This window comes from Pseudomonas plecoglossicida NBRC 103162 = DSM 15088, assembly GCF_000730665.1.
In the GTDB taxonomy this organism is placed as follows: domain Bacteria; phylum Pseudomonadota; class Gammaproteobacteria; order Pseudomonadales; family Pseudomonadaceae; genus Aquipseudomonas; species Aquipseudomonas plecoglossicida.
On record NZ_BBIV01000012.1, the window covers coordinates 1 to 25,108 of the forward strand.

At 65.3% G+C, this 25,108-nt stretch carries 23 protein-coding genes; 20 read left to right on the plus strand and 3 right to left on the minus strand.

The window, feature by feature from the left end; translation table 11 throughout:
• Positions 1-244 precede the first annotated feature (244 nt).
• From PPL01S_RS08900 to PPL01S_RS08955, 12 genes are all read left to right on the plus strand, one after another.
• Positions 245-1,294 (plus strand): phosphotransferase family protein, encoded by a 1,050-nt coding sequence (locus PPL01S_RS08900; protein ID WP_033743011.1) that lies wholly within the window; start codon positions 245-247, stop codon positions 1,292-1,294.
• On the plus strand, positions 1,291-1,665 hold the full coding sequence (locus PPL01S_RS08905; protein ID WP_016395065.1) for a DUF6285 domain-containing protein: 375 nt from the start codon (positions 1,291-1,293) through the stop codon (positions 1,663-1,665). Before PPL01S_RS08900 ends, PPL01S_RS08905 begins: the two co-directional genes overlap by 4 nt.
• Positions 1,658-2,401, plus strand: coding sequence for a histidine phosphatase family protein (locus tag PPL01S_RS08910; protein WP_042155735.1), 744 nt, complete (start codon positions 1,658-1,660; stop codon positions 2,399-2,401). Before PPL01S_RS08905 ends, PPL01S_RS08910 begins: the two co-directional genes overlap by 8 nt.
• Positions 2,398-3,570 carry an acyl-CoA dehydrogenase family protein gene (locus PPL01S_RS08915; protein WP_028624904.1) on the plus strand — a complete coding sequence of 391 codons (1,173 nt, stop codon included), beginning with the start codon at positions 2,398-2,400 and terminating at the stop codon, positions 3,568-3,570. The genes PPL01S_RS08910 and PPL01S_RS08915 overlap by 4 nt, the downstream gene beginning before the upstream one ends.
• A complete protein-coding gene (locus tag PPL01S_RS08920; RefSeq protein ID WP_028624903.1) occupies positions 3,570-4,325 on the plus strand; it encodes an SDR family NAD(P)-dependent oxidoreductase in 756 nt (251 codons plus the stop codon). The genes PPL01S_RS08915 and PPL01S_RS08920 overlap by 1 nt, the downstream gene beginning before the upstream one ends.
• 169 nt (positions 4,326-4,494) lie before the next feature.
• Positions 4,495-5,475 (plus strand): quinone oxidoreductase family protein, encoded by a 981-nt coding sequence (locus PPL01S_RS08925; RefSeq protein WP_016395061.1) that lies wholly within the window; start codon positions 4,495-4,497, stop codon positions 5,473-5,475.
• Between the two features lie 13 nt (positions 5,476-5,488).
• Positions 5,489-6,337 (plus strand): TauD/TfdA dioxygenase family protein, encoded by an 849-nt coding sequence (locus PPL01S_RS08930; protein ID WP_016395060.1) that lies wholly within the window; start codon positions 5,489-5,491, stop codon positions 6,335-6,337.
• Between the two features lie 30 nt (positions 6,338-6,367).
• Positions 6,368-7,420: a beta-keto acid cleavage family enzyme gene (locus PPL01S_RS08935; protein ID WP_016395059.1), complete on the plus strand. Its 1,053-nt coding sequence runs from the start codon at positions 6,368-6,370 to the stop codon at positions 7,418-7,420.
• Positions 7,421-7,590: 170 nt separating this feature from the next.
• Positions 7,591-8,925: an MFS transporter gene (locus tag PPL01S_RS08940; RefSeq protein ID WP_016395058.1), complete on the plus strand. Its 1,335-nt coding sequence runs from the start codon at positions 7,591-7,593 to the stop codon at positions 8,923-8,925.
• Positions 8,922-9,584 carry a DsbA family oxidoreductase gene (locus tag PPL01S_RS08945; protein WP_016395057.1) on the plus strand — a complete coding sequence of 221 codons (663 nt, stop codon included), beginning with the start codon at positions 8,922-8,924 and terminating at the stop codon, positions 9,582-9,584. The genes PPL01S_RS08940 and PPL01S_RS08945 overlap by 4 nt, the downstream gene beginning before the upstream one ends.
• Positions 9,581-9,907, plus strand: a complete 327-nt coding sequence (locus tag PPL01S_RS08950; protein ID WP_016395056.1) for a Rieske (2Fe-2S) protein — start codon at positions 9,581-9,583, stop codon at positions 9,905-9,907. Before PPL01S_RS08945 ends, PPL01S_RS08950 begins: the two co-directional genes overlap by 4 nt.
• Entirely contained in the window at positions 9,904-10,914 is a 1,011-nt protein-coding gene (locus PPL01S_RS08955) for a YeiH family protein (protein WP_016395055.1), read from the plus strand. Before PPL01S_RS08950 ends, PPL01S_RS08955 begins: the two co-directional genes overlap by 4 nt.
• Positions 10,915-10,928: 14 nt before the next feature.
• On the opposite strand, the gene PPL01S_RS08960 is transcribed toward PPL01S_RS08955, so the two are convergent.
• Positions 10,929-11,984 carry an AraC family transcriptional regulator gene (locus PPL01S_RS08960; protein WP_016395054.1) on the minus strand — a complete coding sequence of 352 codons (1,056 nt, stop codon included), beginning with the start codon at positions 11,982-11,984 and terminating at the stop codon, positions 10,929-10,931.
• 245 nt (positions 11,985-12,229) lie between these two features.
• On the opposite strand from PPL01S_RS08960, the gene PPL01S_RS08965 reads away from it, so the two are divergent.
• The 6 genes from PPL01S_RS08965 to PPL01S_RS08990 all read left to right on the plus strand — a co-directional run bounded on the left by PPL01S_RS08965 (position 12,230) and on the right by PPL01S_RS08990 (position 21,519).
• Positions 12,230-12,796, plus strand: coding sequence for an RBBP9/YdeN family alpha/beta hydrolase (locus PPL01S_RS08965; RefSeq protein WP_016395053.1), 567 nt, complete (start codon positions 12,230-12,232; stop codon positions 12,794-12,796).
• A gap of 76 nt (positions 12,797-12,872) precedes the next feature.
• The gene (locus PPL01S_RS08970; RefSeq protein ID WP_016395052.1) at positions 12,873-14,738 is read left to right on the plus strand and encodes a DUF1302 domain-containing protein; all 1,866 of its coding nucleotides are present in this window, start codon (positions 12,873-12,875) and stop codon (positions 14,736-14,738) included.
• A gap of 33 nt (positions 14,739-14,771) precedes the next feature.
• Positions 14,772-16,130: a DUF1329 domain-containing protein gene (locus PPL01S_RS08975; protein ID WP_016395051.1), complete on the plus strand. Its 1,359-nt coding sequence runs from the start codon at positions 14,772-14,774 to the stop codon at positions 16,128-16,130.
• Between the two features lie 65 nt (positions 16,131-16,195).
• On the plus strand, positions 16,196-17,272 hold the full coding sequence (locus PPL01S_RS08980; RefSeq protein WP_016395050.1) for a WD40/YVTN/BNR-like repeat-containing protein: 1,077 nt from the start codon (positions 16,196-16,198) through the stop codon (positions 17,270-17,272).
• A gap of 29 nt (positions 17,273-17,301) precedes the next feature.
• Positions 17,302-19,827, plus strand: coding sequence for an efflux RND transporter permease subunit (locus PPL01S_RS08985; RefSeq protein ID WP_028624902.1), 2,526 nt, complete (start codon positions 17,302-17,304; stop codon positions 19,825-19,827).
• Positions 19,828-19,872: 45 nt separating this feature from the next.
• Positions 19,873-21,519 carry a fatty acid--CoA ligase gene (locus PPL01S_RS08990; protein ID WP_016395048.1) on the plus strand — a complete coding sequence of 549 codons (1,647 nt, stop codon included), beginning with the start codon at positions 19,873-19,875 and terminating at the stop codon, positions 21,517-21,519.
• A 41-nt stretch (positions 21,520-21,560) separates the two neighbouring features.
• Here the strand turns inward: PPL01S_RS08990 and PPL01S_RS08995 are convergent, their stop codons facing one another.
• Positions 21,561-22,568 carry a zinc-dependent alcohol dehydrogenase family protein gene (locus PPL01S_RS08995; RefSeq protein ID WP_016395047.1) on the minus strand — a complete coding sequence of 336 codons (1,008 nt, stop codon included), beginning with the start codon at positions 22,566-22,568 and terminating at the stop codon, positions 21,561-21,563.
• A gap of 197 nt (positions 22,569-22,765) precedes the next feature.
• On the opposite strand from PPL01S_RS08995, the gene PPL01S_RS09000 reads away from it, so the two are divergent.
• Positions 22,766-23,524: an SDR family NAD(P)-dependent oxidoreductase gene (locus tag PPL01S_RS09000; protein WP_028624901.1), complete on the plus strand. Its 759-nt coding sequence runs from the start codon at positions 22,766-22,768 to the stop codon at positions 23,522-23,524.
• Positions 23,525-23,586: 62 nt separating this feature from the next.
• On the opposite strand, the gene PPL01S_RS09005 is transcribed toward PPL01S_RS09000, so the two are convergent.
• Complete coding sequence (locus tag PPL01S_RS09005) at positions 23,587-24,585, minus strand: AraC family transcriptional regulator (protein ID WP_028624900.1); 999 nt, start codon at positions 24,583-24,585, stop codon at positions 23,587-23,589.
• Between the two features lie 109 nt (positions 24,586-24,694).
• On the opposite strand from PPL01S_RS09005, the gene PPL01S_RS09010 reads away from it, so the two are divergent.
• Positions 24,695-25,090, plus strand: coding sequence for a carboxymuconolactone decarboxylase family protein (locus PPL01S_RS09010; protein WP_016395044.1), 396 nt, complete (start codon positions 24,695-24,697; stop codon positions 25,088-25,090).
• Positions 25,091-25,108 lie beyond the last annotated feature (18 nt).

The window sequence follows — 25,108 nt, forward strand, 5'->3', positions numbered from 1 at the left end:
GCTCGCGATGCGCCGCGCGGGCGGCGCTCGATCTCACCGGCAATGAAAATCGTCTGTCGAGCGCAGGAATGAACAGCGGTTTCATCTTTGAAACAACGCTGTTCACGTCTGCACAAAAACACGCTTCACATGCTCGAGAATTAATTCCAATGCACTGATTTTTAGAGCATTTATAGGATAAGGCACAACCTGGCAACCATCTTGCTATGCCCTTGGCACGTGTGAACAGTGAGTTGGACCGACCATGCCAAGCAGTCAAAACGCGCAGCACGCCAGTGCTCGCATCGATGTCGCAGACGCCCATGAGGTGCTGTCTGCCTATCTACAGGAGCGCCTGCACGGCCAGCCGGTGCGCATCACCCACAGCGAGCGCTTGTCCGGTGGCGCCATCCAGGAGAACTGGCTGCTCAAGGCCGAGGTAGCCGGTGTGCCGCAGCGTTGGGTACTGCGCACCGACGCTGCCTCCGCCGTGGCCGCCAGCATGAGCCGCGAGCAGGAGTTCGCCGTGCTCAGCGCCGTGCACCAGGTGGGCGTGAAGGTGCCCGAGCCGCTTTGGCTGTGCCAGGCGCCCGAGGTGATCGGGCGCGATTTCTTCATCATGCAGGCGCTGGACGGCAATGCCGGTGGCCACCGCTTGACCAGTGCTCAAGATGCCCCCGAGGGCAACCCTTCGCTGTGCCGGACGCTGGGGGCCAACCTTGCGCGCTTGCACCAGCTGCACCCACCGCACCCGGCGCTCGGGTTCCTGCCCGCGCCGGTGGCCGATGCGGTACAGGCCAGCGTCGATCAGTACCGCGCATTCCTGGATGCCTTGCCCGACAGCCACCCGGTCATCGAATGGGGCTTGCGCTGGTGCGAGCTGAACAAGCCGGCGCCGATGGCCGCCTGCCTGATCCACCGCGACTACCGCACCGGCAACTACATGGTCGAGGGCGGTGAACTGAGCGGCGTGCTGGACTGGGAGTTCGCCGGCTGGGGCGACCCGCGCGAGGACCTTGGCTGGTTCACCGCACGTTGCTGGCGCTTCGCCCGGCCGGACCTTGAGGCGGGTGGCATCGGCCGGCTGGATGATTTGCTTGCCGGCTATCGCAGCGTCTCGGAACTGGACCTGGATAGCGAATCGCTGCGCTTCTGGCAGGTCATGGCCCACCTGCGCTGGGCGGTGATCGCCCTGCAGCAGGCCGAGCGCCACGTCTCCGGCCAACAGCGCTCGCTGGAGCTGGCGTTGACCGGGCGCATGGCCAGCGAACTGGAACAGGAACTGTTGCTGCTCACCCAAGGAGGCCGTGCATGAACCAGCCGGATGCCCAAGACCTGCTTGCCACCGCGCGCGACACGCTGCTCAAGCATTTATTGCCCGCATTGCCCGCCCCCTTGCATTACGAAGCGCGGATGGTGGCCAGCGCCATGTTGATCGCCAGCCGTGAGCTGGCCCAGGCGCAGGCCTGCGCCGACATCGAACGCCAGGCCATGGCTGACTTGCTGGCGCTGCAGGACTCCAATGCGCTTACCCCCGAACAGTCTCGCGCCCTGCTGGCCCGGCAGATCCGCCAGGGGGCTTATGACCAGGCAGGTGAAGCCCGTGCACGGTTGCTCTCGGCCCTGCGTGCGATCAACCGGGCGCAGCTCAGCATCAGCAATCCCAAGGTACTGGCCCATGACTGAGCTGCCTGTACGCCGCCGCCGCTGCTACCTGGTCCGGCATGGCCATGTCGACTACTTCGATGCCAGCGGCCGCCCCCTCGACCCACGCAGCGTGCCGTTGTCGGCCAAGGGCGTGGCCCAGGCCCAGGCGCTGGGCCAGGTGCTGGCGCAGACACGGTTCGACCGCGCGCTGTGCTCGGATTATCCGCGCACTCGGCAGACCCTCGACCAATTGCTGGGCGAGCGCACCCTGGCCGTGGAGGAGCGCGCCGAACTGCGCGAGATACGCGCCGGACGCCTGCGGGAAATCCCCCGCGAATGCCTGCACCGCGAAGTGGCCCAGGCCTATCAACTGGCCGACCGCCCCGACGCTGCCTTCTTGCGCGGCGAACCGTGGGTGGCGTTCCAGCAGCGGGTGCTGGGCAGCTTCCAGCAGGTGCTGGAGGAACCGGACTGGTCGTCGCTGCTGCTGGTCAGTCATGACGCGGTCAACCGCATCCTCCTGGCCTGGGCCTGTGGTGCCGGGCTCGGTGCCCTGGCTGCCTTCGAGCAGGAGCCGGCCTGCCTGAACATCGTCGACATCGACATGGCCGGCACCCAGGTGCTGCGCGCCTATATCCGCACTCTCAACTATTCAGCCTACGACCCGGGCAAGGCGGGCATCGACCAGACCGTCATGGAGCAGGTGCATGCCTCCATCGACCCTCGTCGCCTGCACGCCTGCCCCCCATTACCCGATCAAGGAACACCAGCATGAATTTCGCCCTGTCCGCCGAGATGCTCGCCCTGCAAGCCAAAGTCCGGCAGTTCATCGCCGACGTCGTCATCCCTCTGGAGCGCGACCCGCGCCAGACGCCCCACGGCCCTTCGGCCGAATTGCGCCAAGTGCTGCTGGAGCGTGCCCGTGAACACGGCCTGCTGACCCCCCATGCCTCCCGCGAAATGGGCGGGCTGGGCTTGAGCCACATCGAGAAGGCGATCGTCTTCGAAGAGGCCGGTTACTCGACGTTGGGCCCGGTGGCCCTGAACATTCACGCCCCGGACGAAGGCAACATCCACCTGCTGGAACAAGTGGCCACGCCTGCGCAGAAGGACCGCTGGCTCAAGCCGCTGGTGCAGGGCCGCATCCGTTCGTGCTTCGCCATGACCGAGCCGAGCCCGGGCGCCGGCTCCGACCCTTCGATGCTGACCACCCAGGCCGTGCGCGAGGGTGACGACTACATCATCAATGGCCAGAAATGGTTCATCACCGGTGCCGAGGGCGCGCAGATGGCGATCATCATGGCGCGCATGGAGGACGGCAGCGCCACCATGTTCCTCACCGACACCGACCGCCCCGGCTTCATCCTCGAGCGCATGATGGACTCGCTGGACAGCTGCTTCAGCGGCGGTCACGCGGTGCTGCGCTTCGACAACCTGCGCATTCCCGCCAGCGATGTGCTGGGCGAGGTGGGCAAGGGCTTCCGGTATGCCCAGGTACGTCTGGCCCCGGCGCGCCTGACCCACTGCATGCGCTGGCTGGGCCAGGCGCGCCGCGCCCATGACGAGGCCTGTGGCTATGCCAACCGCCGGGTGTCGTTCGGCAAGCCGTTGGGTGAGCATCAGGGCGTGGGCTTCATGCTGGCCGACAACGAGATGGACCTGCACACCACGCGCCTGACGATCTGGCACTGCGCCTGGGTGCTGGACCAGGGCGAGCGCGGCAACTTCGAGTCGAGCATGGCCAAGGTGCTCAGCTCCGAGGGCATCTGGCGGGTGATCGACCGCTGCGTGCAAGTATTGGGCGGGCAGGGCGTCACCGGTGAGTCGATCGTCGAGCGGATCTTCCGCGATGCGCGCAGCTTCCGCATCTACGACGGCCCGAACGAAGTGCACCGCATGAGCCTGGCGAAGAAGATCCTCGCCCGCAAGGGGGTGGCCGGATGATGCCGGGCAGCTATCGCGGCCAGGTGGTGATGATCACCGGCGCCGCCAGCGGTTTTGGTGCATTGCTGGCCGAGCGCCTGGCCGGGCTGGGCGCCCGGCTGGTGCTGGGCGACCGCGACGTGGTCGGCCTCGAGCGGGTGGCCGGGGCCTTGCGCGAGGCTGGCGCCGAGGTGCTGGCGGTACCCTGCGACGTGACCCGCGAGGTGCAGGTCAAGGCCTTGGTGGAGGCGGCCATGGCCACCTTCGGTCGCCTCGATGTGGGGGTCAACAACGCCGGTATCCTCACGCCGATGAAGCGCTTCGTCGACACCACCGAGGAGGAGCTGGACCGCAGCCATGCGGTCAACACCAAGGGCGTGTTCTTCTGCATGCAGCAGCAGATTCGCCAGATGCTGCCGCAAGGCGGCGGGGTGATCCTCAACATCGCCTCCATGGCCGGGCTCGGTGGCGCGCCAAAGCTCGCCGCCTACGCGGCGGCGAAGCATGCGGTGGTCGGGCTGACCCGCACGGCGGCGGTCGAGTACGCCCGCCGTGGCATTCGCGTCAACGCCCTGTGCCCGTTCTACAGCGCAACGCCCATGGTCACCGATAGCGAAGTGGGCGAGCAGCAGCAGTTCCTCGCCCAGGGCTCGCCCATGAAGCGCTTCGGCACGCCCGAGGAGATCGTCGCGGCGATGCTGATGCTGTGCGCCAAGGAGAACAGCTACATGACCGGCCAGGCGATTGCCGTGGATGGCGGTATCTCGGCGTTCTGACCCTCGCCAATGCTGCCCCCGGTCAATGCCAGGCGCTGAAACCGGGGCGCTGTCATGAACTGAAAAATCGTTGTCGTCCGATGATAAGCGGCGCCGGGCGCAACGGCCTAAATTGCCCTTCATAACGATTGTTGCTGTTCAACAAAAACTACAAGAAGGGAGATTTGGCATGGCCAAAGCGGTACGTTTCTACGAAACCGGGGGGCCTGAGGTCCTGCGCTACGAAGACGTCGAAGTCGGCGAACCGGGCCCTGGGCAGGTACGCCTGCGCCATGTGGCGGTTGGCCTGAACTACGCCGACACCTATTTCCGCAACGGCACCTACCCGATTCCCCTGGCCAACGGCATGGGCGTGGAAGCGTCCGGTGTGGTCCAGGCGGTAGGCGAGGGTGTCACCAACGTGGCAGTCGGCGACCGCGTCACCTACACAGGCTTCATGAACACCCTCGGCGCCTACAGCACCGAGCGCCTGATTCCTGCCGCGCCGCTGATCAAACTGCCGGAAACCATCGCCTTCGAAACCGCCGCGGCGATGACCATGCGCGGTCTGACCGCCTCCTACCTGATGCGCCGTCTGTACGACTTCAAGCCCGGTGACAGCATCCTGTTGCACGCCGCCGCCGGCGGTGTCGGCCTGATCGTCTCGCAGTGGGCCAAGCTGCTCGGCCTGACCGTGATCGGCACCGTCTCCACCGAGGCCAAGGCCGAAGTGGCACGTGCCCATGGTTGCGACCACACCATCAACTACAGCCACGAAGACGTCGCCAAGCGCGTGCGTGAGCTGACCGATGGCGTGGGTGTCAATGTGGTCTTCGACAGCGTCGGGCGCAACACCTTCCTGGGCTCGCTGGATTCGCTCAAGCGCCGTGGCCTGATGGTCTGCGTGGGCACCGCCTCCGGCACCATCGAACCGTTCGACCCACAGATCCTGGCGATGAAGGGCTCGTTGTTCCTGACCCGTCCGGCGCTGGCCGACTACATCGCCGACCCGGCCGAGAAGTCTGCCCTGGCAGGCGAGCTGTTCGGTCACGTGGGCAGCGGGCGCATCAAGATCGAGATCAACCAGCACTACGCGTTGCAGGACGCGGTCCAGGCCCACCGTGACCTGGAATCGCGCAAGACCACCGGCTCGTCGATCTTCGTCATCTGAGGAGAGCGCTGTCATGCAAGTCGAACAATTGACCTGCGCCATCGGTGCCGAACTGGTTGGCGTGAAGCTGTCCGATGCCATTCATGATGACGGCCTGTTCGCCGAGATCCGTGCCCAACTGCTCAAGCACCGGGTGCTGTTCCTGCGCGACCAGGACATCAGCCGCGCCGAACACGTGGCTTTCGCCCGCCGCTTTGGCGAGCTGGAGGACCACCCGGTGGCAGGCAGCGACCCGGAGCACCCGGGCCTGGTGCAGATCTACAAGCGTCCTGACCAGCCGGTGGACCGTTACGAGAACGCCTGGCACACCGACGCCACCTGGCGCGAAGCCCCGCCGATGGGCTGCGTGCTGCGCTGCGTCGAAGCCCCGTCGGTAGGCGGCGACACCATGTGGACCAACATGGTGCTGGCCTACGAAAACCTGCCGGCCGACGTCAAGGCCAAGATCGAAGGCCTGCGCGCCCGCCACAGCATCGAGGCGAGCTTCGGCGCGGCCATGCCGATCGAGCAGCGCCTGGCGCTCAAGGCCCGCTTCCCCGACGCCGAGCACCCGGTGGTGCGCACCCACCCGGAAACCGGCGAGAAGGTGCTGTTCGTCAACGCCTTCGCCACCCATTTCAGCAACTACCACACCCCTGAGCGCGTGCGTTTCGGCCAGGATGCCAACCCTGGCGCCGCCGACCTGCTGCGCTACCTGGTGAGCCAGGCGTACATCCCCGAGTACCAGGTGCGCTGGCGCTGGAAGCCCAACAGCATTGCCATCTGGGACAACCGCAGTACCCAGCACTACGCCGTCATGGACTACCCAGCCTGCCACCGCAAGATGGAGCGCGCCGGGATCATCGGCGACGCGACTTTCTGACCGTAAAAAGAACAAGATTGAGGACGACACATGCAATTCTTCGACGACTCGCTGCACCCGGAAAACATGGAAAAAGTGGTCATCACCGTGGCCCCGTACGGCCCTGAGTGGATGCCTGCCGACTTCCCAGAAGACATTCCGGTCACCATGGACGAGCAGGTGCAGAAGGCAGTCGACTGCTACGAAGCCGGCGCCACCGTGCTCCACCTGCACGTGCGTGAACTCGATGGCACCGGCTCCAAGCGCCTGTCCAAGTTCAACGAGCTGATCGCCGGCGTGCGTGAAGCGGTGCCGGACATGATCATCCAGGTCGGTGGTTCGATCTCCTTCGCCCCGGAAGGCGAGGGCGAAGCGGCCAAGTGGCTGAGCGACGACACCCGTCACATGCTGGCCGAGCTGACGCCGAAGCCGGATCAGGTGACGGTGGCGATCAACACCACCCAGATGAACATCATGGAGCTGCTGTACCCGGAATACCTGGAAGGCACCTCGCTGGCCAACCCGGCGATCCAGGCAGCCTATAGTGAAATGACCGTGCCGGCCGGCCCGGCCTGGGTCGAAGAGCACCTGCGCCGCCTGCAGGCCAACAACATCCAGCCGCACTTCCAGCTGACCGGCATCCATGCCTATGAAACCCTCGAGCGCCTGGTGCGCAAGGGCGTCTACAAAGGCCCGCTGAACCTGACCTGGATCGGCATCGGTGGCGGCTTCGACGGCCCGAATCCGTTGAACTTCTTCAACTTCGTCAACCGTGCACCGGACGGCTGCACCCTGACCGCCGAATCGCTGCTCAAGAACGTGCTGCCGTTCAACATGATGGCCCTGGCCATGGGCCTGCACCCGCGCTGCGGCATCGAAGACACCATCATCGACCAGCACGGCAAGCGCTTCACCTCGGTGCAGCAGATCCAGCAGACCGTGCGCGTGGCCCACGAACTGGGTCGCGAGATCGCCAGCGGCAAGGAAGCCCGCGCGATCTACCGCATCGGCGAGCAGTACGGATCCGTCGAGGAAACCCTGCTGGCCAACGGCATGGCGCCGAACCGTCGCCCAGGGCAGAAAGGTGTGCCACAGCGCGGCTGATGGTTCACGGGCCAATCGCCGGCAAGCCGGCTCCCACAGGTACACCACCTGACTCGGTGGTTTCCCTGTGGGAGCCGGCTTGCCGGCGATGAGGCCGGTAAAAGCAGCACAGATTTTGGCAAGTTTCATAACAACAAAAGCAGCTTCAGCCAGATAACCGAGGAGGCAGCATGGCCACCTACTACGCCGGTGCGGCAGATACAGGCACTGATACTTCGCTCGGCATTCCACGGCGCTATGCCTGGATCGTCTTCGCCCTGACCTTCGGTCTGTTGATTTCCGACTACATGTCGCGGCAAGTGCTCAATGCCGTGTTCCCCTTGCTCAAGCAGGAGTGGCAGCTCAGCGACAGCCAGCTCGGCCTGCTCAGCGGCATCGTCGCCCTGATGGTCGGCCTGTTGACCTTCCCCCTTTCATTGCTTGCCGACCGCTTCGGCCGGGTCAAGAGCCTGACCTTCATGGCGGTAATGTGGAGCCTGGCCACGCTGGGCTGTGCCCTGGCAGAGAACTACCAGGAGATGTTCATCGCCCGCTTCATGGTCGGTGTCGGCGAAGCTGCCTACGGCAGTGTCGGCATCGCCGTTGTGGTGGCAGTATTCCCGCGCGAGATGCGCGCGACCCTGGCCGGCTCGTTCATGGCCGGTGGCATGTTCGGTTCGGTGCTGGGCATGGCCCTGGGCGGCGTGATGGCCCAGCACCTGGGCTGGCGCTGGGCGTTCGCCGGCATGGCGTTCTTCGGCCTGGTCCTGGCGCTGCTGTACCCGTTGATCGTGCGCGAAGCGCGCATCGCCCCCAAGCGCCTGGCCGAAACGGTCGACAAGGCCGCACTCAAGGCGTTGCGTCCACTGCGTACCTTGTATTCCAGCCGTTCGGTCATCTGCGCCTACATCGGCAGCGGCCTGCAGCTGTTCGTCGGCGGCACGGTGATCGTCTGGTTCCCCAGCTACCTGAACCGCTACTACGCCATGAGCACCGACCGCGCTGGCGCCGTGGCGGCGATCATCGTGCTGTGCAGCGGCGTGGGCATCATCCTCTGCGGTATGCTCTGCGACCGCCTGGGCCGTAGCCGCCCGGATCGCAAGATCAGCCTGGCCATCGCCTACTGCCTGGGCAGCTGTGTGCTGCTGTCGATTGCCTTCGCCTTGCCGCCGGGGCTGGCGCAACTGGTGCTGATCTGCCTGGGCATGATGATTGCCGCCGGTACCAATGGCCCGTCCAGCGCCATGGTCGCCAACCTGACCCACTACACGGTGCATGGCACCGCGTTCGCCACCCTGACCTTGAGCAACAACCTGCTGGGGCTTGCCACCGGCCCGTTGATCACCGGCAAGGTATCCGACCTGATCGGCCTGCAGTCGGCATTCCAGCTGGTGCCGCTGATCAGCATCGCTGCCGCCGCGGTGTTCTTCTATGCCAAGCGTTATTACCACTCGGACATGGCGCGCCTGAAAGCCGGTGAAACCGTCCAGGCGCCTGTCCAGCCTGTACTGGAGGCTCGCTCGTGAAGCGTTCGTTGTCGATTGATGTGTACTTCGATTTCATCTGCCCATGGTGCCTGATCGGCCGGCGGCAACTGCAGCGCGCCCTGGCGTATTTCCAGGCGGCCGAGCCCGAGGTCGAGATCGACGTGGCCTGGCAGGGTGTGCAACTGCTGTCGGAAATGCCTGTCGAGGGCCAGCCCTTCGCCGAGTTCTACCGTCGTCGCCTGGGCAGCGAACAGATGGTGCTGCAACGCCAGGCCCAGGTGCGCGAGGCGGCCGCCATGGTCGGTGAGCAGATCGACTTCAGTCGGATCTTGCGCATGCCCAACACCGCCGATGCCCATCGCCTGTTCATGCATGCCAGCGAGCTGGGCAACGCGCAGCAGGTCGAGGCACTGCTGGAGCGGTTGCTGGCGGCCTATTTCCACCGCAGCGAAGATCTGGGCGATCGCGACACGCTGCTGCGCATCGCCGAGGAATGCGGTTTCGCGCCGGACACCCTGGCCGGCAGCTTGCGTGGCGATGGCTTGCCGTTCGCCAGCGCCAGCGCCGAGGCCGCCGGCCGTGGCGTGCCGTGCTTCGTCTTCGACGATCGTTTGCAGGTGGTCGGTGCCCAGCCGGTGGAGGCCTTGCTGGAGGCCATGCACATGGCCGTGGCCCGTTCGGCGGGGGCAGTGCAATGACATTACGCATCGAAGTGCCTGCGCAGCGGGTGCCCGGCGTCGGTGAGCGCTGCCTGATCGAAGGCGAGGGCAAAAGCGTGGCGCTGTTCAACGTCGGCGGCCGTCTGCTGGCGATTGAAGACAGCTGCCCGCACCAGGGGTCTTCGCTGTGCACCGGCAAGCTCGAAGGCGCCGTGATCCAGTGCATGGCCCACGGCCTGCGCTTCGACCTGACCAGCGGCTACCTGCTCAATTCCAAGGCGCTGAAGGTTGCCAACTACCCGGTGGAAGTCGAGGGCGACCGGGTGTTCATCGTCCTGGCCGAGGAGGAGGCGCTGTCATGAGCACGCTTGCACTTACCCAGGTCAACAACCGCGTCCGTGAACTGGCGCCCGGGCTGGTCGTCAGCCTGATGGCCGCTGGCGCGGCGAGTTTCCTGGCCGAGCACTACGGCGCGCCGGTGATGCTGTTTGCCCTGTTGCTGGGGCTGGCGCTGAACTTCCTGTCCTCCGAGGGCAAGTGCAAGGCCGGCATCGAGTTCACCGCGCGCACCGTGCTGCGCCTGGGCGTCGCCTTGCTCGGCATGCGCATCACCCTGGAGCAGATGGCCGGGCTTGGCTGGAAGGTGGTGGCGCTGGTGGTGATCCTGGTGGTGGTGACCATCGGCGTGTCGATGATCGCGGCCAAGGCCATGGGCTTCCAGCGCCTGTTCGGCATGCTCACCGGTGGCGCCACGGCAATCTGCGGCGCCTCGGCGGCGCTGGCGCTGGCCGCGGCGCTGCCCAACCACCCGCAGAAGGAAAAGGCCACGCTGTTCACCGTGATCGGGGTGTCGGCCTTGTCGACCCTGGCGATGATCCTCTACCCGATGATCGCCAATGCCTTGGGCCTGTCGCCGCAGGCTGCCGGGATATTCCTTGGCGCCACCATCCATGATGTGGCCCAGGTGGTGGGGGCGGGCTACAGCATGTCCACCGAAACCGGCGATACCGCCACGGTGGTCAAGCTCATGCGCGTGGCCATGTTGGTGCCGGTGATCGTCGTTGCGGCCATGATCGCGCGTCGCCAGGGCACTGACACGGCAGGCAAGCGCCCGCCATTGCTGCCGTGGTTCGCGGTCGGCTTCCTGATCCTGGCGTGTGTCAACAGCACCGGCTGGGTGCCGACGGTCGTGCAGGGCGGGATCAACGAGCTGTCGCGCTGGTGCCTGGTGGTGTCGATTGCCGCCTTGGGCATGAAGACCCAGCTCAAGGAGCTGGCTTCGGTGGGCATCAAGCCGATCCTGCTGATGGTGGGTGAAACGGTGTTCCTGGTGGCGCTGGTGCTGGTCGTGATGCGCGTGGGGCTGTAACCAGCCCCAGGCCTTCAGCGTGCGCCGGTCGGCCCCTGGCCGGTGCTGCGGCTGCGCTTGGTCGGCGTGTCCAGCTCATGCTGCGCACGCCAGCTGGCCGGCGGTTGGCCGAACTGGCTGATGAACCAGCGGGTGAACGAGCTGTGCATGGAATAGCCGAGCATGTCGGCAATGCGCCCCAGCGAATAGCCGGGGCTTTCCAGGTAACGCACCACCAGGTCGCGGCGCACGCCGTTGACCAGCTCGCTGAAGGTGGCACCTTCTTCTTCCAGGCGGCGCTGCAAGGTGCGCACGTTCATGCCCTGGGTCTGGGCGATGTGCTCGATGGTGGCGCGGCCCATGGGCATCAGCAGGAAGATCGCCTTGCGCACTTCCAGCGTCAGTGACGGCAGGTTTTCATCCTGCAGCAACCCCACATAACGCTGCGCCAGCCGCGCCATGCCTTCGTTGGCCTGGGGGTTGGTGGTGTCGAGGTCGGACGCCGAGCAGACGATGCCGTTGAAGTCGCTGTTGAACTCCAGCTTGCAGCCGAAGATGCGCCGATGGATGGCCAGGTCGCTGGGCGCTGCGTGGGTGAAGTTGGCGCTGATCGGGTGCCAGTGCGGGCCGAGCAGCGCCGAGCAGAAGCGGTGCATCACGCCAATGGCCAGTTCGATGGCCTGGCGGCTGTGCATCGGCTGATCGGTGATGACTTCCTCGCGGATGATCACCGTCTTGCCGATCTCCTCGACATGGATGGCCAGGGCGTTGTTGAGCAGGTGGCGGTACTGCACGATCACCTGCAAGGCGTCGCGCAATGAATGCTGGTGGCTGATCAGCAAGCTGACTTCGCCGAAATCCGACAGCTGGCGCAGCTCGGCCATGCGCAGGCCGAAGGCTTCGCAGCCGCTCAGCCGCGCAGACTCTTCCAGCACACTGATGGCAGCGGCGACAGGGATGCGTTGGTCCGGGGTTTCCAGCAAGGAAGCGCTGAGGCCGGCCTGGGCCAGCAGGCCATGGCCGTTAAGGCCTAGATGGCGGGCAACTTCCAGGTAATTGGTCAGGGTCGCGGCACGGGCGAGCACGGTCATCTTGTTATTTTCCACGTGATCTTGATGAGCATCCCGCTGCGCTGGCGGGTATTCACTTATAGCGCTTGTGTCATCAGATGCAAAGCCATTTCCGCGTGCCAGGCACCGGTGGGCGGCGTGGGGAAACGTGTGTCATCAACTGAAAAGTCCGTGACGCGCAATGTAAAGCGCCTGGCAGGGCGACTCATTACTCTGGCCCCAAGCCATCGGCAATCGACCGAGTCAACAAGAACAAGGGCCCTGACGTGGAAAAACTGCAAACCACCGCAACCGTGCTGATCGTGCCCGGCTTGCGCGACCATGTACCCGAGCACTGGCAAACCCTGTTGCAAGCACGCCTGGAAAAGGTCCGCTCGGTACCGCCGCTGGAAACCGACAAGCTCAGCTGCAGCGCACGCGTCGAAGCGATCGAGCGCGAGCTGGCCAGCATCGAAGGGCCGGTGATCCTGGTCGCCCACAGCGCCGGGGTACTGATGGTGGCCCACTGGGCCGCACGTTACCAGCGCCAGATCAAGGGCGCCTTGCTGGCCGCCCCGCCAGACCTGGACACCGACTGGCCGCAAGGCTACCCCACCCCCGACACCCTGCGCGGCAATGGCTGGGCCCCGCTGCCCAACGGCCGCCTGCCGTTCCCGAGCCTGGTAGCCGCCAGCAGCAACGACCACCTGGCCAGCTTCGAAGCGGTCGCCCGCATGGCCGACCAGTGGGGCGGCGAGCTCGTCGAGCTGGGTGCCGTCGGCCACCTCAATCCGGCCTCGGGTTTCGGCCCATGGGCAAAAGCCGAGGAGCTCATCCAGCAGCTCGATCGTTAAGCACCAAGCGCATTACCAGGGTAGGCCAGCGCCCGATCATTGCTGGCACCTTGTACATCCCAAGCAGAGATATCGCATGAACAAAAATAAGAACGTTCTCTTCTGCCTTCACCGCCGCAACCTGATGGTCACGCTGTTGGCCGTCTCCGGGGTGCCGGCTGCTCAGGCATTCCAGCTCGACCTTTCCAATCCCGACTGGAACGTGCGCTTCGACAACACCGCCAAGGTCAGCTATGGCCAGCGCGTCGAAGGCGAGAATTCCAAGATCGCCAACACCGCCAACCTCAACGACGGTGACAAGAACTTCAGCGTCGGCAGCGCGGTGACCCAGCGCCTGGACCTGCTGACCGAACTGGACATCGTCTACAAGGACACCATGGGGGCACGCGTCAGTGCCGCCAGCTGGTACGACCACGCCTACGACGACGTGGGTTCAAACTCCAACCCGTTCCCAGGCCAGGCAGGCAATGCCGGCAACCTGGTCCTGGCGCGCCCGGTCGGCGCTCTGCCAGCGGGCACCGTGCTGCAGGGTGGCCCGTCCAAGCGTCACGGCCTGAGCAACTACAGCGACCGCTACTACAACGGCCCGTCGGGCGAGTTCCTCGATGCCTTCGTGTTCTACAACACCGAGATCGGCGACGAATCGATGTTGAGCGGCAAGCTCGGCTGGCACTCGGTGTACTGGGGCGAGACCCTGTTCAACGCCGCCAACGGCATCAACTATGGCCAGTCGGCACTGGACCTGGCCAAGCTGTACAACGTGCCCGGCACCGAAACCAAGGAACTGTTCCTGCCGCGCAAGCAGCTGTCTTTGAGCTACACGATCAACCCCGAGCTGACCCTGGCGGCCCAGTACTTCCTCGAGTTCGAGAATTCGCGCTTGCCTGAAGGGGGCACCTACATGGGCGCCTACGACATGCTCGGCGACGGCGGCGACATCTTCTGGCTGCCGGTGCCCAACGCGGTCGGCGGTGCCGGTGCCTTCTACGGTGCACCTCGCGGGCATGACATCCGCCCACACAATTCCGGCGACTTCGGCGTGATGGCCAAGTGGAGCCCGGAATGGCTCGACGGCACCCTGGGCTTCTACTACCGCAACACCTCCGACCCGACCCCGGCGGTGCTGATCAACGCCCCGAACCTGCACACCGGCAGCCTGGCCAATACCACCTACATGACGGCCTACGGCGACGACATCGACATCTATGGCATCAGCCTGTCGAAGAGCGTCGGCCCGGTCAGCGTGGGGCTGGACGTCAACTACCGCGAAAACATGCCGCTGATCAGCAACTTCACCACCATCAACGGCCCGCTGTACGAGGCCCTGGCCGGTACCGCCGGCGGTACCAACCTGATCGGCGAAGTGCCGGGCCATGGCGAAACCGGCCTGGCCCGCGGCAAGACCTTCCATGTGGTGCTCAACGGCCTGGTCAACTTCGGTGCCACGCCGCTGTGGAACGCCTCGTCGCTGGCCGTCGAAGGCGCCATGACCCACCTGGTCAGCGTCGACGAGGGCGAGCAGACCTTCAAGGGCGACTCCACCTATGAAGGCGTCGACAAGGTCACCACCAACGCCTACACCCTGGCGGTGAACTTCACCCCGACCTGGTTCCAGGCGTTGCCTGGGGTCGATATCACCATGCCGCTGTCCTACAACGTCGGCCTGAAGGGCAACTCGGCCATCCAGCTGGGCGGCAACGAAGACTCTGGCAGTTACTCGATCGGCATCGCCGCCGACGTGTACCAGAAATACAAGTTCGACCTGAAGTACGTCGATTCCTTTGGCAAGTTCGATACCTGCGAGACCGGTACCGACAACAACACCCCGGGTGCCAACGGGCGCTACCAGTGCATCCCCGGGCAAATCACCTCGCAGGCCGGCCTCGCGCCCCTGCTGAAGGACCGCGGCATGCTCACCGCCTCCTTCAAGACCACCTTCTGAAAGCTCCAGTACAACAACAAGCGGAGAAAAGCGATGAAGTATCTCAATAGCCTGCTGTCGGCCTCCATTGCGCTCGTCATCGCAGGTGCGGCCCACGCGGCCGCCCCGGCCCAGGAAGTTGCCCGACTGGGCAAGGACTTGACCATGGTAGGTGCTGACAAGGCGGCTAACGCCGACGGCTCGATCCCGGCCTACCAGGGCGGCCTGAACACCCCGCCTGCCGACTTCAAGCCGGGCGACACCATGCGTCCTGATCCCTACGCAGCGGAAAAACCGCTGCTGGTGATCGACGGCAAGAACATCGACAAGTACAAGGACCAGCTGACCGCCACGACCGTGGAACTGGCCAAGCGTTTCCCGACCTTCCACATCGACGTCTACCCGAGCCACCGCAGCGCCGCGCTGCCCAAGGACTTGCTCGACAACACCCTGAAGAACGCCGCCAACGCCAAGTCGCTGGAAAACGGCCTGGCCATCGAGAACGTCCTGCCGGGCGTGCCGTTCCCGATCCCGCAGTCGGGCGCCGAGGCCATGTGGAACCACCTGCTGCGCTACCAGGGCGTGGCGCAGAAGGCCAAGTACGACTCCTGGAACGTCGACTCCGCCGGCGTCGCGGCTTTGGCCACCACGGGCCTGGCCTACAACGCCTACCCGATCTACGAAGACCTGAACAAGGTCATCGAGCCCAAGGACATCTACTTCCAGACCAAGCTGTACTTCGAAGGCCCGGCCCGCCGCGCCGGCGAATCGATGATGCTCAAGGACGCCGCCAACCCGCTGGTGCAAGAGCGCCGCGCCTGGCAGTACCTGCCAGGTCAGCGCCGCGTGAAACTGGCACCTAACCTGGCCTACGACACGCCGAACCCTGGTACCGCAGGCTCGGGTACCTTCGATGACGTGTACGTGTTCAACGGTGCGCTGGACCGCTACGACTGGACCCTGGTCGGCAAGAAGGAAATGTACGTGCCGTACAACACCTACAAGCTGACCTACATCCACGACCCGAAGACCCTGACCACGCCGAACCACCTGTCGCCTGACCAGGTGCGCTGGGAGAAGCACCGCGTCTGGGTAGTGGAAGGCACGCTCAAGGGCAATGCTCGCCACATCTATGCCAAGCGCCGCTTCTACCTCGACGAGGACAGCTGGTTCGCTCTGGCCTCCGACCAGTACGACGCCCGTGGCCAGCTGTATCGCGGTTCGTTCAGCTTCTTCACCCAGAGCTACGACAAGCAGATCCCCAACAACAACCCGCATGTGGTCTACGACCTGGTCGGTGGTACCTACAACGTCAACGGCCTGATCGGCCCGCATGGCGGCATCGAGTACATCGCCCCTCTGTCCAAGGCGCAGTGGTCGCCGGAAGCCCTGGCGGGCGCCGGTATTCGCTGAACCCGACGGATCAGCCTGCCGGCAGCCCTTCGATGGCCGCCGGCAGGTCTTGCAGAGGATGTGGCATGGCTTCTTTGAACAAGTATGCGCCCTGGGCGCTGGCAGTCACGCTCGCCCTGGGCGGCACCTTCGGTGCAGCCCAGGCGGCGTATGTGGATGTACTGGACTTGCCGGCCAAGCCCAGCGCGCTGGCGGCGCACAGCGCCTTGCGCGATGTGGCGCGGGCCGGTGAGCGGCTGGTGGCGGTGGGGGCCCGTGGCCACATCGTGTATTCCGACAACCAGGGCCAGGACTGGCGCCAGGCCAGCGTGCCGGTGAGCGCCGACCTCAATGCCCTGGTGTTCCCGACGCCTGAGCAAGGCTGGGCGGTGGGCAACGATGGCGTGGTCCTGCACAGCAGCGACGGCGGAGCCACCTGGGCCGTGCAGCTCGATGGCCGGCGCATCGGTGCGTTGGTGGCGGCCCATTACCAGGCCTTGGCCGCGGCCCAACCCGACGACGAGCGCTGGGCGCAATTCGCAGCCGAAGGCCAGCGCCTGGAGCAGGAGGGCGCCGACAAGCCGTTCCTCGGCGTGTGGTTCACCGACGCCAAGCATGGCTACGCGGTGGGTGTGTTCAACCTGATCCTGCGCACCGATGACGGCGGCAACAGCTGGGTGCCGATGCAGGATGCCACCGACAACCCGCAAGGCCTGCACCTCAATGCCATCCGTGCCGTGGGCGATGAGCTGTACATCGCCGGCGAGCAGGGCCTGCTGCTCAAGTGGAACGCCGACCAGCAGCGCTTCGTGGCGTTGCCCAGCCCTTATCAGGGCACTTGGTTCGGTGTGGTTGGCAAGCCTGGCGAAGTGCTCGCCTATGGCCTGCGTGGCCACGTGGCACGCAGCCTTGACGGCGGACAAAGCTGGACCAAGGTGGACACCGGCCTTGCCATGAGCATCACCGCCGCCAGCCTCGACAGCAGCGGCGACTTCTGGCTGTACAGCCAGGCCGGGCACGTGCTGCGCAGCCGTGACAATGGACAGAGCTTCGCCTTGCAGCCACAGGTGCAGCTGGCACCTGTGGCCGGCGCGTTGCAGGCCGGCAGCACTGGCACCGTGCTGGTAGGCGAGCGCGGCGTACGCGTGCTTCCGGCCCGCTAAGACCCACAAGAATTACAAGAGAACTCGTGATGGCCAACATCAAGCAAGACACCATGCCGGTGATCCGCGATTTGCGGGACTTCGACCGAAATTCCGGCAACCTGCTGGAACGCATGGTCTTCAACTATCGCCCGCTGTTCATGCTGTTCATGGTGCTGGCCACGCTGGTCCTCGGGTATGTGGCCGTGACCCGTCTGGAGCTGCGCCCCAGCTTCGAGAAGATGATTCCGCAGAGCCAGCCCTACATCCAGAACTACCTGGAGAACCGCAAGTCGCTGCGCGGCCTGGGCAACTCGGTGCGGGTGGTGGTGGAGAACACCCAGGGCGATATCTTCGACCCTGAATACCTGGATGTGCTCAAGCAGATCAACGACGAGCTGTTTCTCGCCCAGGGCGTCGACCGTGCCTGGATGAAGTCGTTGTGGAGCCCGGGTGTGCGCTGGACCGAGGTCACCGAGGAGGGCTTCCAGGGCGGCCCGGTGATGCCTGACGACTACCAGGGCAAACCGGCCGACATCGACCAGCTGCGCCAGAACATCAACCGCGCCGGCATCGTCGGCAGCCTGGTGGCGACCGACTTCAAGTCGAGCATGCTGGTGGTGCCGTTGCTCGACCACGACCTGGCCACCGGGCGTGGCATCGACTACCGGCAGTTCTCGCAGATGCTCGAAGAGAAACTGCGCGACAAGTACGAATTCGACGGCGACAGCAAGGCGCGCGCCGCCGGTGAAGAAGGGCACGGCAAGTACAAGGTCCGGGTGATCGGTTTCGCCAAGCTGATGGGCGACCTGATCGATGGCCTGATCCAGGTGATGATGTTCTTTGCCCTGGCCGTGGTCACTTCGCTGGTGATCATCTTCCTTTACACCCGCTGCGTGCGCAGCACCCTGCTGGTGGTGTTCTGCTCGCTGGCGGCGGTGGTGTGGCAGTTGGGCATCGTCGGCTGGCTGGGCTACGCCATCGACCCATACTCGATCCTGGTACCGTTCCTGATCTTCGCCATCGGCGTGTCGCACGCGGCGCAGAAGATGAATGGCATCATGCAGGACATCGGCCGTGGTACCCACAAGCTGGTGGCCGCGCGCTACACCTTCCGCCGCCTGTTCGTGGCCGGGGTCACCGCGCTGCTGGCAGACGCCGTGGGCTTTGCCGTGCTGATGCTGATCGACATCCCGGTGATCAAGGACCTGGCGATCACCGCGAGCATCGGCGTGGCGGTGCTGATCTTCACCTCGTTGCTGTTGATTCCGGTGTCGCTGTCCTACGTGGGCGTCGGCCGCAAGGCCTCCGAACGTGCCCTGCGCATCGACCTGCGTGCCGCTGAGCACCGTGGCTTCGGCAAGCTGTGGGATGCGCTCGACCGCTTCACCACCCGCAAGTGGGCCACCGGCGCGGTGCTGGTCGCCACGCTGATGGGGCTGGGCGGTTTCTGGGTGAGCCTGCAGCTGAAGATCGGCGACCTCGACAGCGGCGCCCCGGAGCTGCGCGCCGACTCGCGCTACAACCGTGACAACGCCTACATCACCAGCCACTACGCGCTGTCCAGCGACATGTTCGCGGTGATGATCAAGACCGCACCTGAAGGCTGCCTGAACTACAAGACGCTGATCCTGGCCGACCGCCTGGCCTGGGAGCTGCAGCAGTATCCAGGGGTGCAGACCACGGTGTCGCTGGTCAACGCGGTGCGCCAGATCACTGCGGGCTCGTTCGAGGGCAACCCGAAGATGAACAGCCTGCAGCGCAACCAGGACATGCTCAACTACGCCGCCCAGCAGGCCTCGGTCAATGCCCCGGAGCTGTTCAACAACGACTGCTCGATGATGCCGGTGATCGCCTACCTCAAGGACCACAAGGCCCAGACCCTGGACGACGTGGTGGCCATCGCCGACCGCTTCGCCCGCGAGAACAGCACCTCCGACCGCCAGTTCCTGCTGGCTGCCGGCAGCGCTGGCATCGAGGCCGCCACCAACATCGTGGTCCGCGAAGCCAACCGCACCATGCTGCTGTTCGTCTACCTGGCGGTCACGCTGTTCTGCCTGATCACCTTCCGCAGCTGGCGCGCGACCCTGGTGGCGCTGCTGCCACTGGTGCTGACCTCGGTGCTGTGCGAGGCGCTGATGGTGGCCATGGGCATTGGTGTGAAAGTCGCCACCTTGCCGGTGATCGCCCTGGGCGTCGGTATCGGCGTGGACTACGCGCTGTACCTGCTCAGTGTGCAGCTGCACTACCAGCGCCAGGGCCGCACCCTGGGCGAGGCTTACCAGAACGCCGTGGCCTTCACCGGCCGCGTGGTCGGGCTGGTGGGTATCACCCTGGCAGCAGGCGTGGTGGGCTGGGCCTGGTCGCCGATCAAGTTCCAGGCCGACATGGGCATCCTGCTGACCTTCATGTTCCTCTGGAACATGCTCGGTGCACTGCTGCTGATCCCGGCACTGTCGCACTTCCTGCTGCCGGACAAGCGCTTCGTCGCTGCCGCCCCTGCAACCTGCGAGGCTGAACCCGAGACCTGTGACAGCGCCCAGACGCCACGCGCGCAAGCGCGGGTGCAAGCGTAAGCAGGCTTTCAAGTCGAATCGAACAAGGAATTGGAAACAACGTTCATGGCCAAGACAAAAATCATGCCGCCGGCACCTGGTGCCTACGCCTTCCCATTGCTGATCAAGCGCCTGCTGATGTCGGGCGTGCGTCACCAGCCGGACCAGGAAATCGTCTACGCCGACAAGCTGCGCTACACCTACCGCGAGCTCGACCAGCGGGTGCGGCGCCTGGCCAACGTGCTGCGCGCCGCTGGCGTGCAGGCCGGTGACACCGTGGCGCTGCTGGACTGGGACAGCCACCGTTCGCTGGAGTGCTTCTTCGCCGTGCCGATGATCGGCGCGGTGCTGCACACGGTGAACATCCGCCTGTCCCCGGAGCAGGTGGCCTACACCATGAACCACGCCGAGGACGACCTGGTGCTGGTACATGACGACTTCGTGCCGCTGCTGGAGCAGATCCAGGGTCAGCTGGGCCGGGTCAAGGGTTATGTGCAACTGACCGACGGCCAGGCCGCGGACACCTCGCTGCCGGTGGTGGGCGAGTACGAGACGCTGCTGGGCGCGGCAAGCACCGAAGCCGAGTTCGAGGACTTCGACGAGCAGTCGGTGGCGACGCTGTTCTACACCACCGGCACCACCGGCAACCCCAAGGGCGTGTACTTCTCGCACCGCCAGCTGGTGCTGCACACCCTGAACCAGCTGGGTACCTTCGCTGCCTACGAGGGCCAGCCGCTGCTGCGCTCTGGCGACGTGTACATGCCGATCACGCCGATGTTCCATGTGCATGCCTGGGGCGTGCCGTACACGGCCACGGTGCTGGGCATCAAGCAGGTGTACCCGGGCCGCTACGAGCCGGACAAGCTGGTGCGGCTGTACCGCGACGAAGGCGTGACCTTCTCGCACTGCGTGCCGACCTTGCTGCAGATGATGCTCGAGAGCGAACAGAGCCGGCACACCGATTTCAGCCGCTGGAAGATCCTGCTCGGCGGCAGCGCCCTGACCCACGGCCTGGCGCGCCAGGCCAGCGAGCGCGGCATGTTGATCTTCAGCGGCTACGGCATGTCGGAAACCTGCCCGCTGCTGACCCTCACTCACCTGCGCGACGAAGACCTGGCCTTGCCCATGGGCGAGCAGGTGGCGCAACGGATCAAGACCGGCGCCCCGGTGGCGATGGTCGATCTGCGCATCGTCGATGCCGGCGGCAACGACGTGGCCCATGACGGCGAGGCGCTGGGCGAGATCGTGGTGCGTTCGCCGTGGCTGACCCAGGGTTACCTGCACGAGCCGGAGAAGGGCGCCGAACTGTGGCAGGACGGCTGGCTGCACACCGGCGACATGGGTTCGATCGACCGTCACGGCGTGCTGGAGATCAAGGACCGGATCAAGGACGTGATCAAGACCGGCGGCGAGTGGATCAGTTCGCTGGCGCTGGAGAACCTGATCAGCCAGCACGCGGCGGTCAATGCCGTGGCGGTGGTGGGCATTCCCGACGAACACTGGGGCGAGCGACCGATCGCGCTGGTGGTCTGCACCCCGGGCGACAGCCTCGATCAGCGAGGGCTGGAGGCGCACCTCAAGCAGTTCGTCGACAGCGGCCTGATCAACAAGTGGGCCATTCCACGGCAAGTGCACTTCGTGGCCGACATTCCCAAGACCAGCGTCGGCAAGATCAACAAGAAGCTGATCCGCGAGATGCACATGGGGGCATGACCAAAGGCGGCGCCACGTTCCAGGTGGCGCCGCTGTCGGGCTCAGTAGTTCAGGCAGATCTTGCCGAAATGCCGGGCCGACTGCTGGTGGGCGAAGGCCTCGGCTATTCGCTCCAGCGGGTAACGGCTGTCGATCACCGGGCGCCAGGCGAAGTTCTCCAGGGCGCGCACCATGTCCTGCTGGTGCTCGCGGCTGCCGACGATCAGGCCGCGCAAGGTCTGCTGCTTGCGCATCATCTCGACGGTCGGCACGGTGCCGGCGATGCCGGTGAGCACGCCGATCAGGGCGATATGCCCGCCCGCCGCGCACGCCCGGATCGAATTGGGCAGGGTACCCGGACCGCCCACTTCCACCACGATGTCCGCCCCGCGTCCGCTGGTTGCGGCCAACACCGCATCGCCCCAGTCGGGTTGCTCGCGGTAATTGATCACCTGGTCCACTCCTAGCGCGAGCAAGCGCGCCTGCTTGGCCTGCGACGAGGTGGTGGCGATCACCCGCGCGCCCATGGCCTTGGCCATCTGCAGGGCAAACACCGAGACCCCACCCGTACCCAGCACCAACACGGTATCGCCGGCCTGAAGGCGGCCATCCACCACCAGCGCACGCCAGGCGGTCAGGCCGGCGGTGGTCAGTGTGGCGGCTTGCTCGTGGGAGTAGCCCTTGGGCGAATGGGTGAAGGCCTGCGCGGGCATGTTGACGTACTCGCGGGCGAAGCCGTCGACGCCGTCGCCGGGGACGGTCTTGAAGGTGCTGGGCACGTTGCGCCCGGCCTGCCAGTGGGGGAAGAAGCACGACACCACGGCATCGCCAACGGCGAACTCCGTCACGCCGGCACCCACGGCGGTGACCACCCCGGCACCATCGGCCATGGGGATGCGCAGGTCGTCGACCTTGAGCTGCCCGATGACCACGCCCAGGTCGTGGTAGTTGAGCGAGCTGGCATGGATGCGTACCTGGATTTCCCCGGGTTGCGGCGTGCCGGGCATCGGCAGCTCGACCAGGCGCAGCTGGTCCAGGCCGCCGGGCTTTTGCAGTTGGATGGCTTTCACGTTACGGCTCCTTGCGACGGTTGAAGAAGAGTTGGCCGGGATGATAGGCACGCGCGGCGCACGCGTTGTTGACCTGAGGTGACAATCGATTTCCCTTTGATGACACGTCCCCCTGCCATGTCCCAAAACGTCAACTTTCGCCTTGGCGCAATCCCTATAACTGCAAGTCCCTTCACTTCAGCATTCGGACATTCGCCATGAGCAAGCAGTTTGAACATCAAGTGGTCCTGATCACCGGCGCAACCGCAGGCATTGGCTACGCCACGGCGATCGCCTTCGCCCGCGAAGGCGCGCGGCTGGTCGTTTCCGGGCGTAACACCACGGCCGGGCAACAGCTGCAGGCCGAGTTGCAGGCCATGGGCGCACAGGTCGAATTCGTGCAAGCCGATGTCAGTGACGAAGCGCAGGTAACGCAGTTGGTCGAGCGTTGCGTGGCGCGTTTCGGGCGCCTGGATGTGGCGGTCAACAGCGCCGGCTACGAAGGTGCGCGCGGCCCGATCAGGGAGCAGACGGTGGAGGCCTACACGGCTGCGTTCAATGCCAACGCGCTGGGTACCTTCCTGTGCCTGAAGCATCAGCTGCGGGTCATGGCCGACCAGGCATCCGGCGCCATCGTCAACCTGTCCTCGACCATGGGCAGCCGCGGCAATGCGATGGCACCGATGTACGTGGCCAGCAAGCATGCCATCGAAGGGTTCACCAAGTCGGCGGCGCTGGAAGCGTGCCAGTTCAATGTGCGGGTCAATGCCGTGGCACCGGGACCGATTGCTACCGAGATGCTCGAGCGCATCGCCGACGGCGCGGACAAGCTGCCGATGGTGGCCGCGACCATTCCGGCGGGGCGCATTGGCAAGCCGGAGGAGGTGGCGGATGCGATTCTGTTCGTGGCGTCGCAGCAGGCGAGCTTCATTACCGGGCAGGTGTTGCATGTGAATGGTGGCAAGACGGCGTTGTAACGCCTCAGGTTGATTTGGGTTGGCTGTGCCGGCGATAGGGGCTGAGCAGCCACTTGACCTGCTCAACCCACATGCGCCTTGCGCCAAGCCCTCGGGCTGCACCCGAACCGCTGGCTGAACCACCGGGAAAACGCACTCAGGCACGAGAAGCCGAGCAACTCGGCAATCTCGCTGTGCGAATGCCGCGAATCGCGCAACTGCCTGACCACCTGTTCCTGACGCACCTGGTCCAGAATCGAGCTGAAGCTCTCCCCATGCCGCAACAGCCGCCGATGCACGGTGCGGCGGTCCACACCCAGTTGCTCGGCCACCTGTTCGACCGACAAACGCCCCGTCAGCAGTAGCTGCCACACCAGCCTGCGCACCGTGTCCACTTCCGTTTCACTCACCACCCCCCGGGCTTCGAGCTCGCGGCGTACCGAGCGCGCTGCGACCGGGTCGCTGCCGGGTAGCGGGGCGTCCAGCTCGGCTGTGCGGCAGACGATACCGTCGATCACGCTGTCGAACTGCACGCGGTTGCCGAACAGGCGCAGGTGGGTCGAGCGATCCTGCGGCGGGCGGTGGCGGAAGCACACCGAGCGTGGCTGCCAGTGCTCGCCGAGCAAAGTCTTGAGCGTGCGGTAGGTGACACCGATCATCAGGTCGACCGACTGGCGGGCCGGCAGATGCTGGTGGGTGATCTGCTCGCTGCGGATCACCGCGATGCCATCGCGCTCCTCGATCAGCACCAGGAAACCTTCGTTGTGCAGGTGCAGGTAGCGCTGCAGGGTCGCCAGTGCCGTGCGCAGGCTGCCTTCCTGGCGCATTACCTGGGCCAGGGGCCCGAGGTTGGACAGCTGGCGGCGCTCGGCCATGCGCAGGCCGAAGTCTTCCACGCAGGCCGCGCTTGCCGAGTTTTCCAGCAGGTGCCAGACGCCGTCGACGCTGATCATCAGATCGCTGCGTTCAAGGCACGCCGGGTCCAGCTGCACCGCGTGCAGATGGGCGAATGGGTCCAGCCCGCATTCGCGGGCGACTTCTGCGTAGTGGGTCAGGCAAGCGCTGACAACTCGGTTGGCCATGCTGGATCGCGTCCTTGAATGCGTCGATCAAGTGTCCCGAAAGGTTAAATCTCGCCCGACCTGTTTTAGCAGACTCAAGGGGTGTCGACAAACGCCAAGGAGATGCCTGATGAACGCCTCGCTCACCGAAGACAAGCTGTCCGCCACACCCACCCTCGACCACCTGCGTGCCAGCGGCGGGATGAACCCCGCCTGGGACAGTTTCGTCAACCTCGATCCGCAATGGGCCGAGCAATTCCTGCACACCGCTGCGCTGCCGGTAAAGCGCGGCCTGATCGACCCCAAGACCTACGAGTTCCTCGCCATCGCGGTGAATGCCTCCTGCACGCACATGTACAGCCCCGGCGTGCGCCGGCACACCCGCAATGCCCTGAAGCTTGGCGCCAGCCCCGAGGAAATCCTCGCGGTGCTGCAGTCCGTCGCCATGCTCGGGATCCACACCTGCAGCCTCGGCGCGCCGATCCTGCTGGAAGAAATGGCCAAGCTCGACGCTGAAGCCGACTAAGCCGTCGGTCCGCACCGA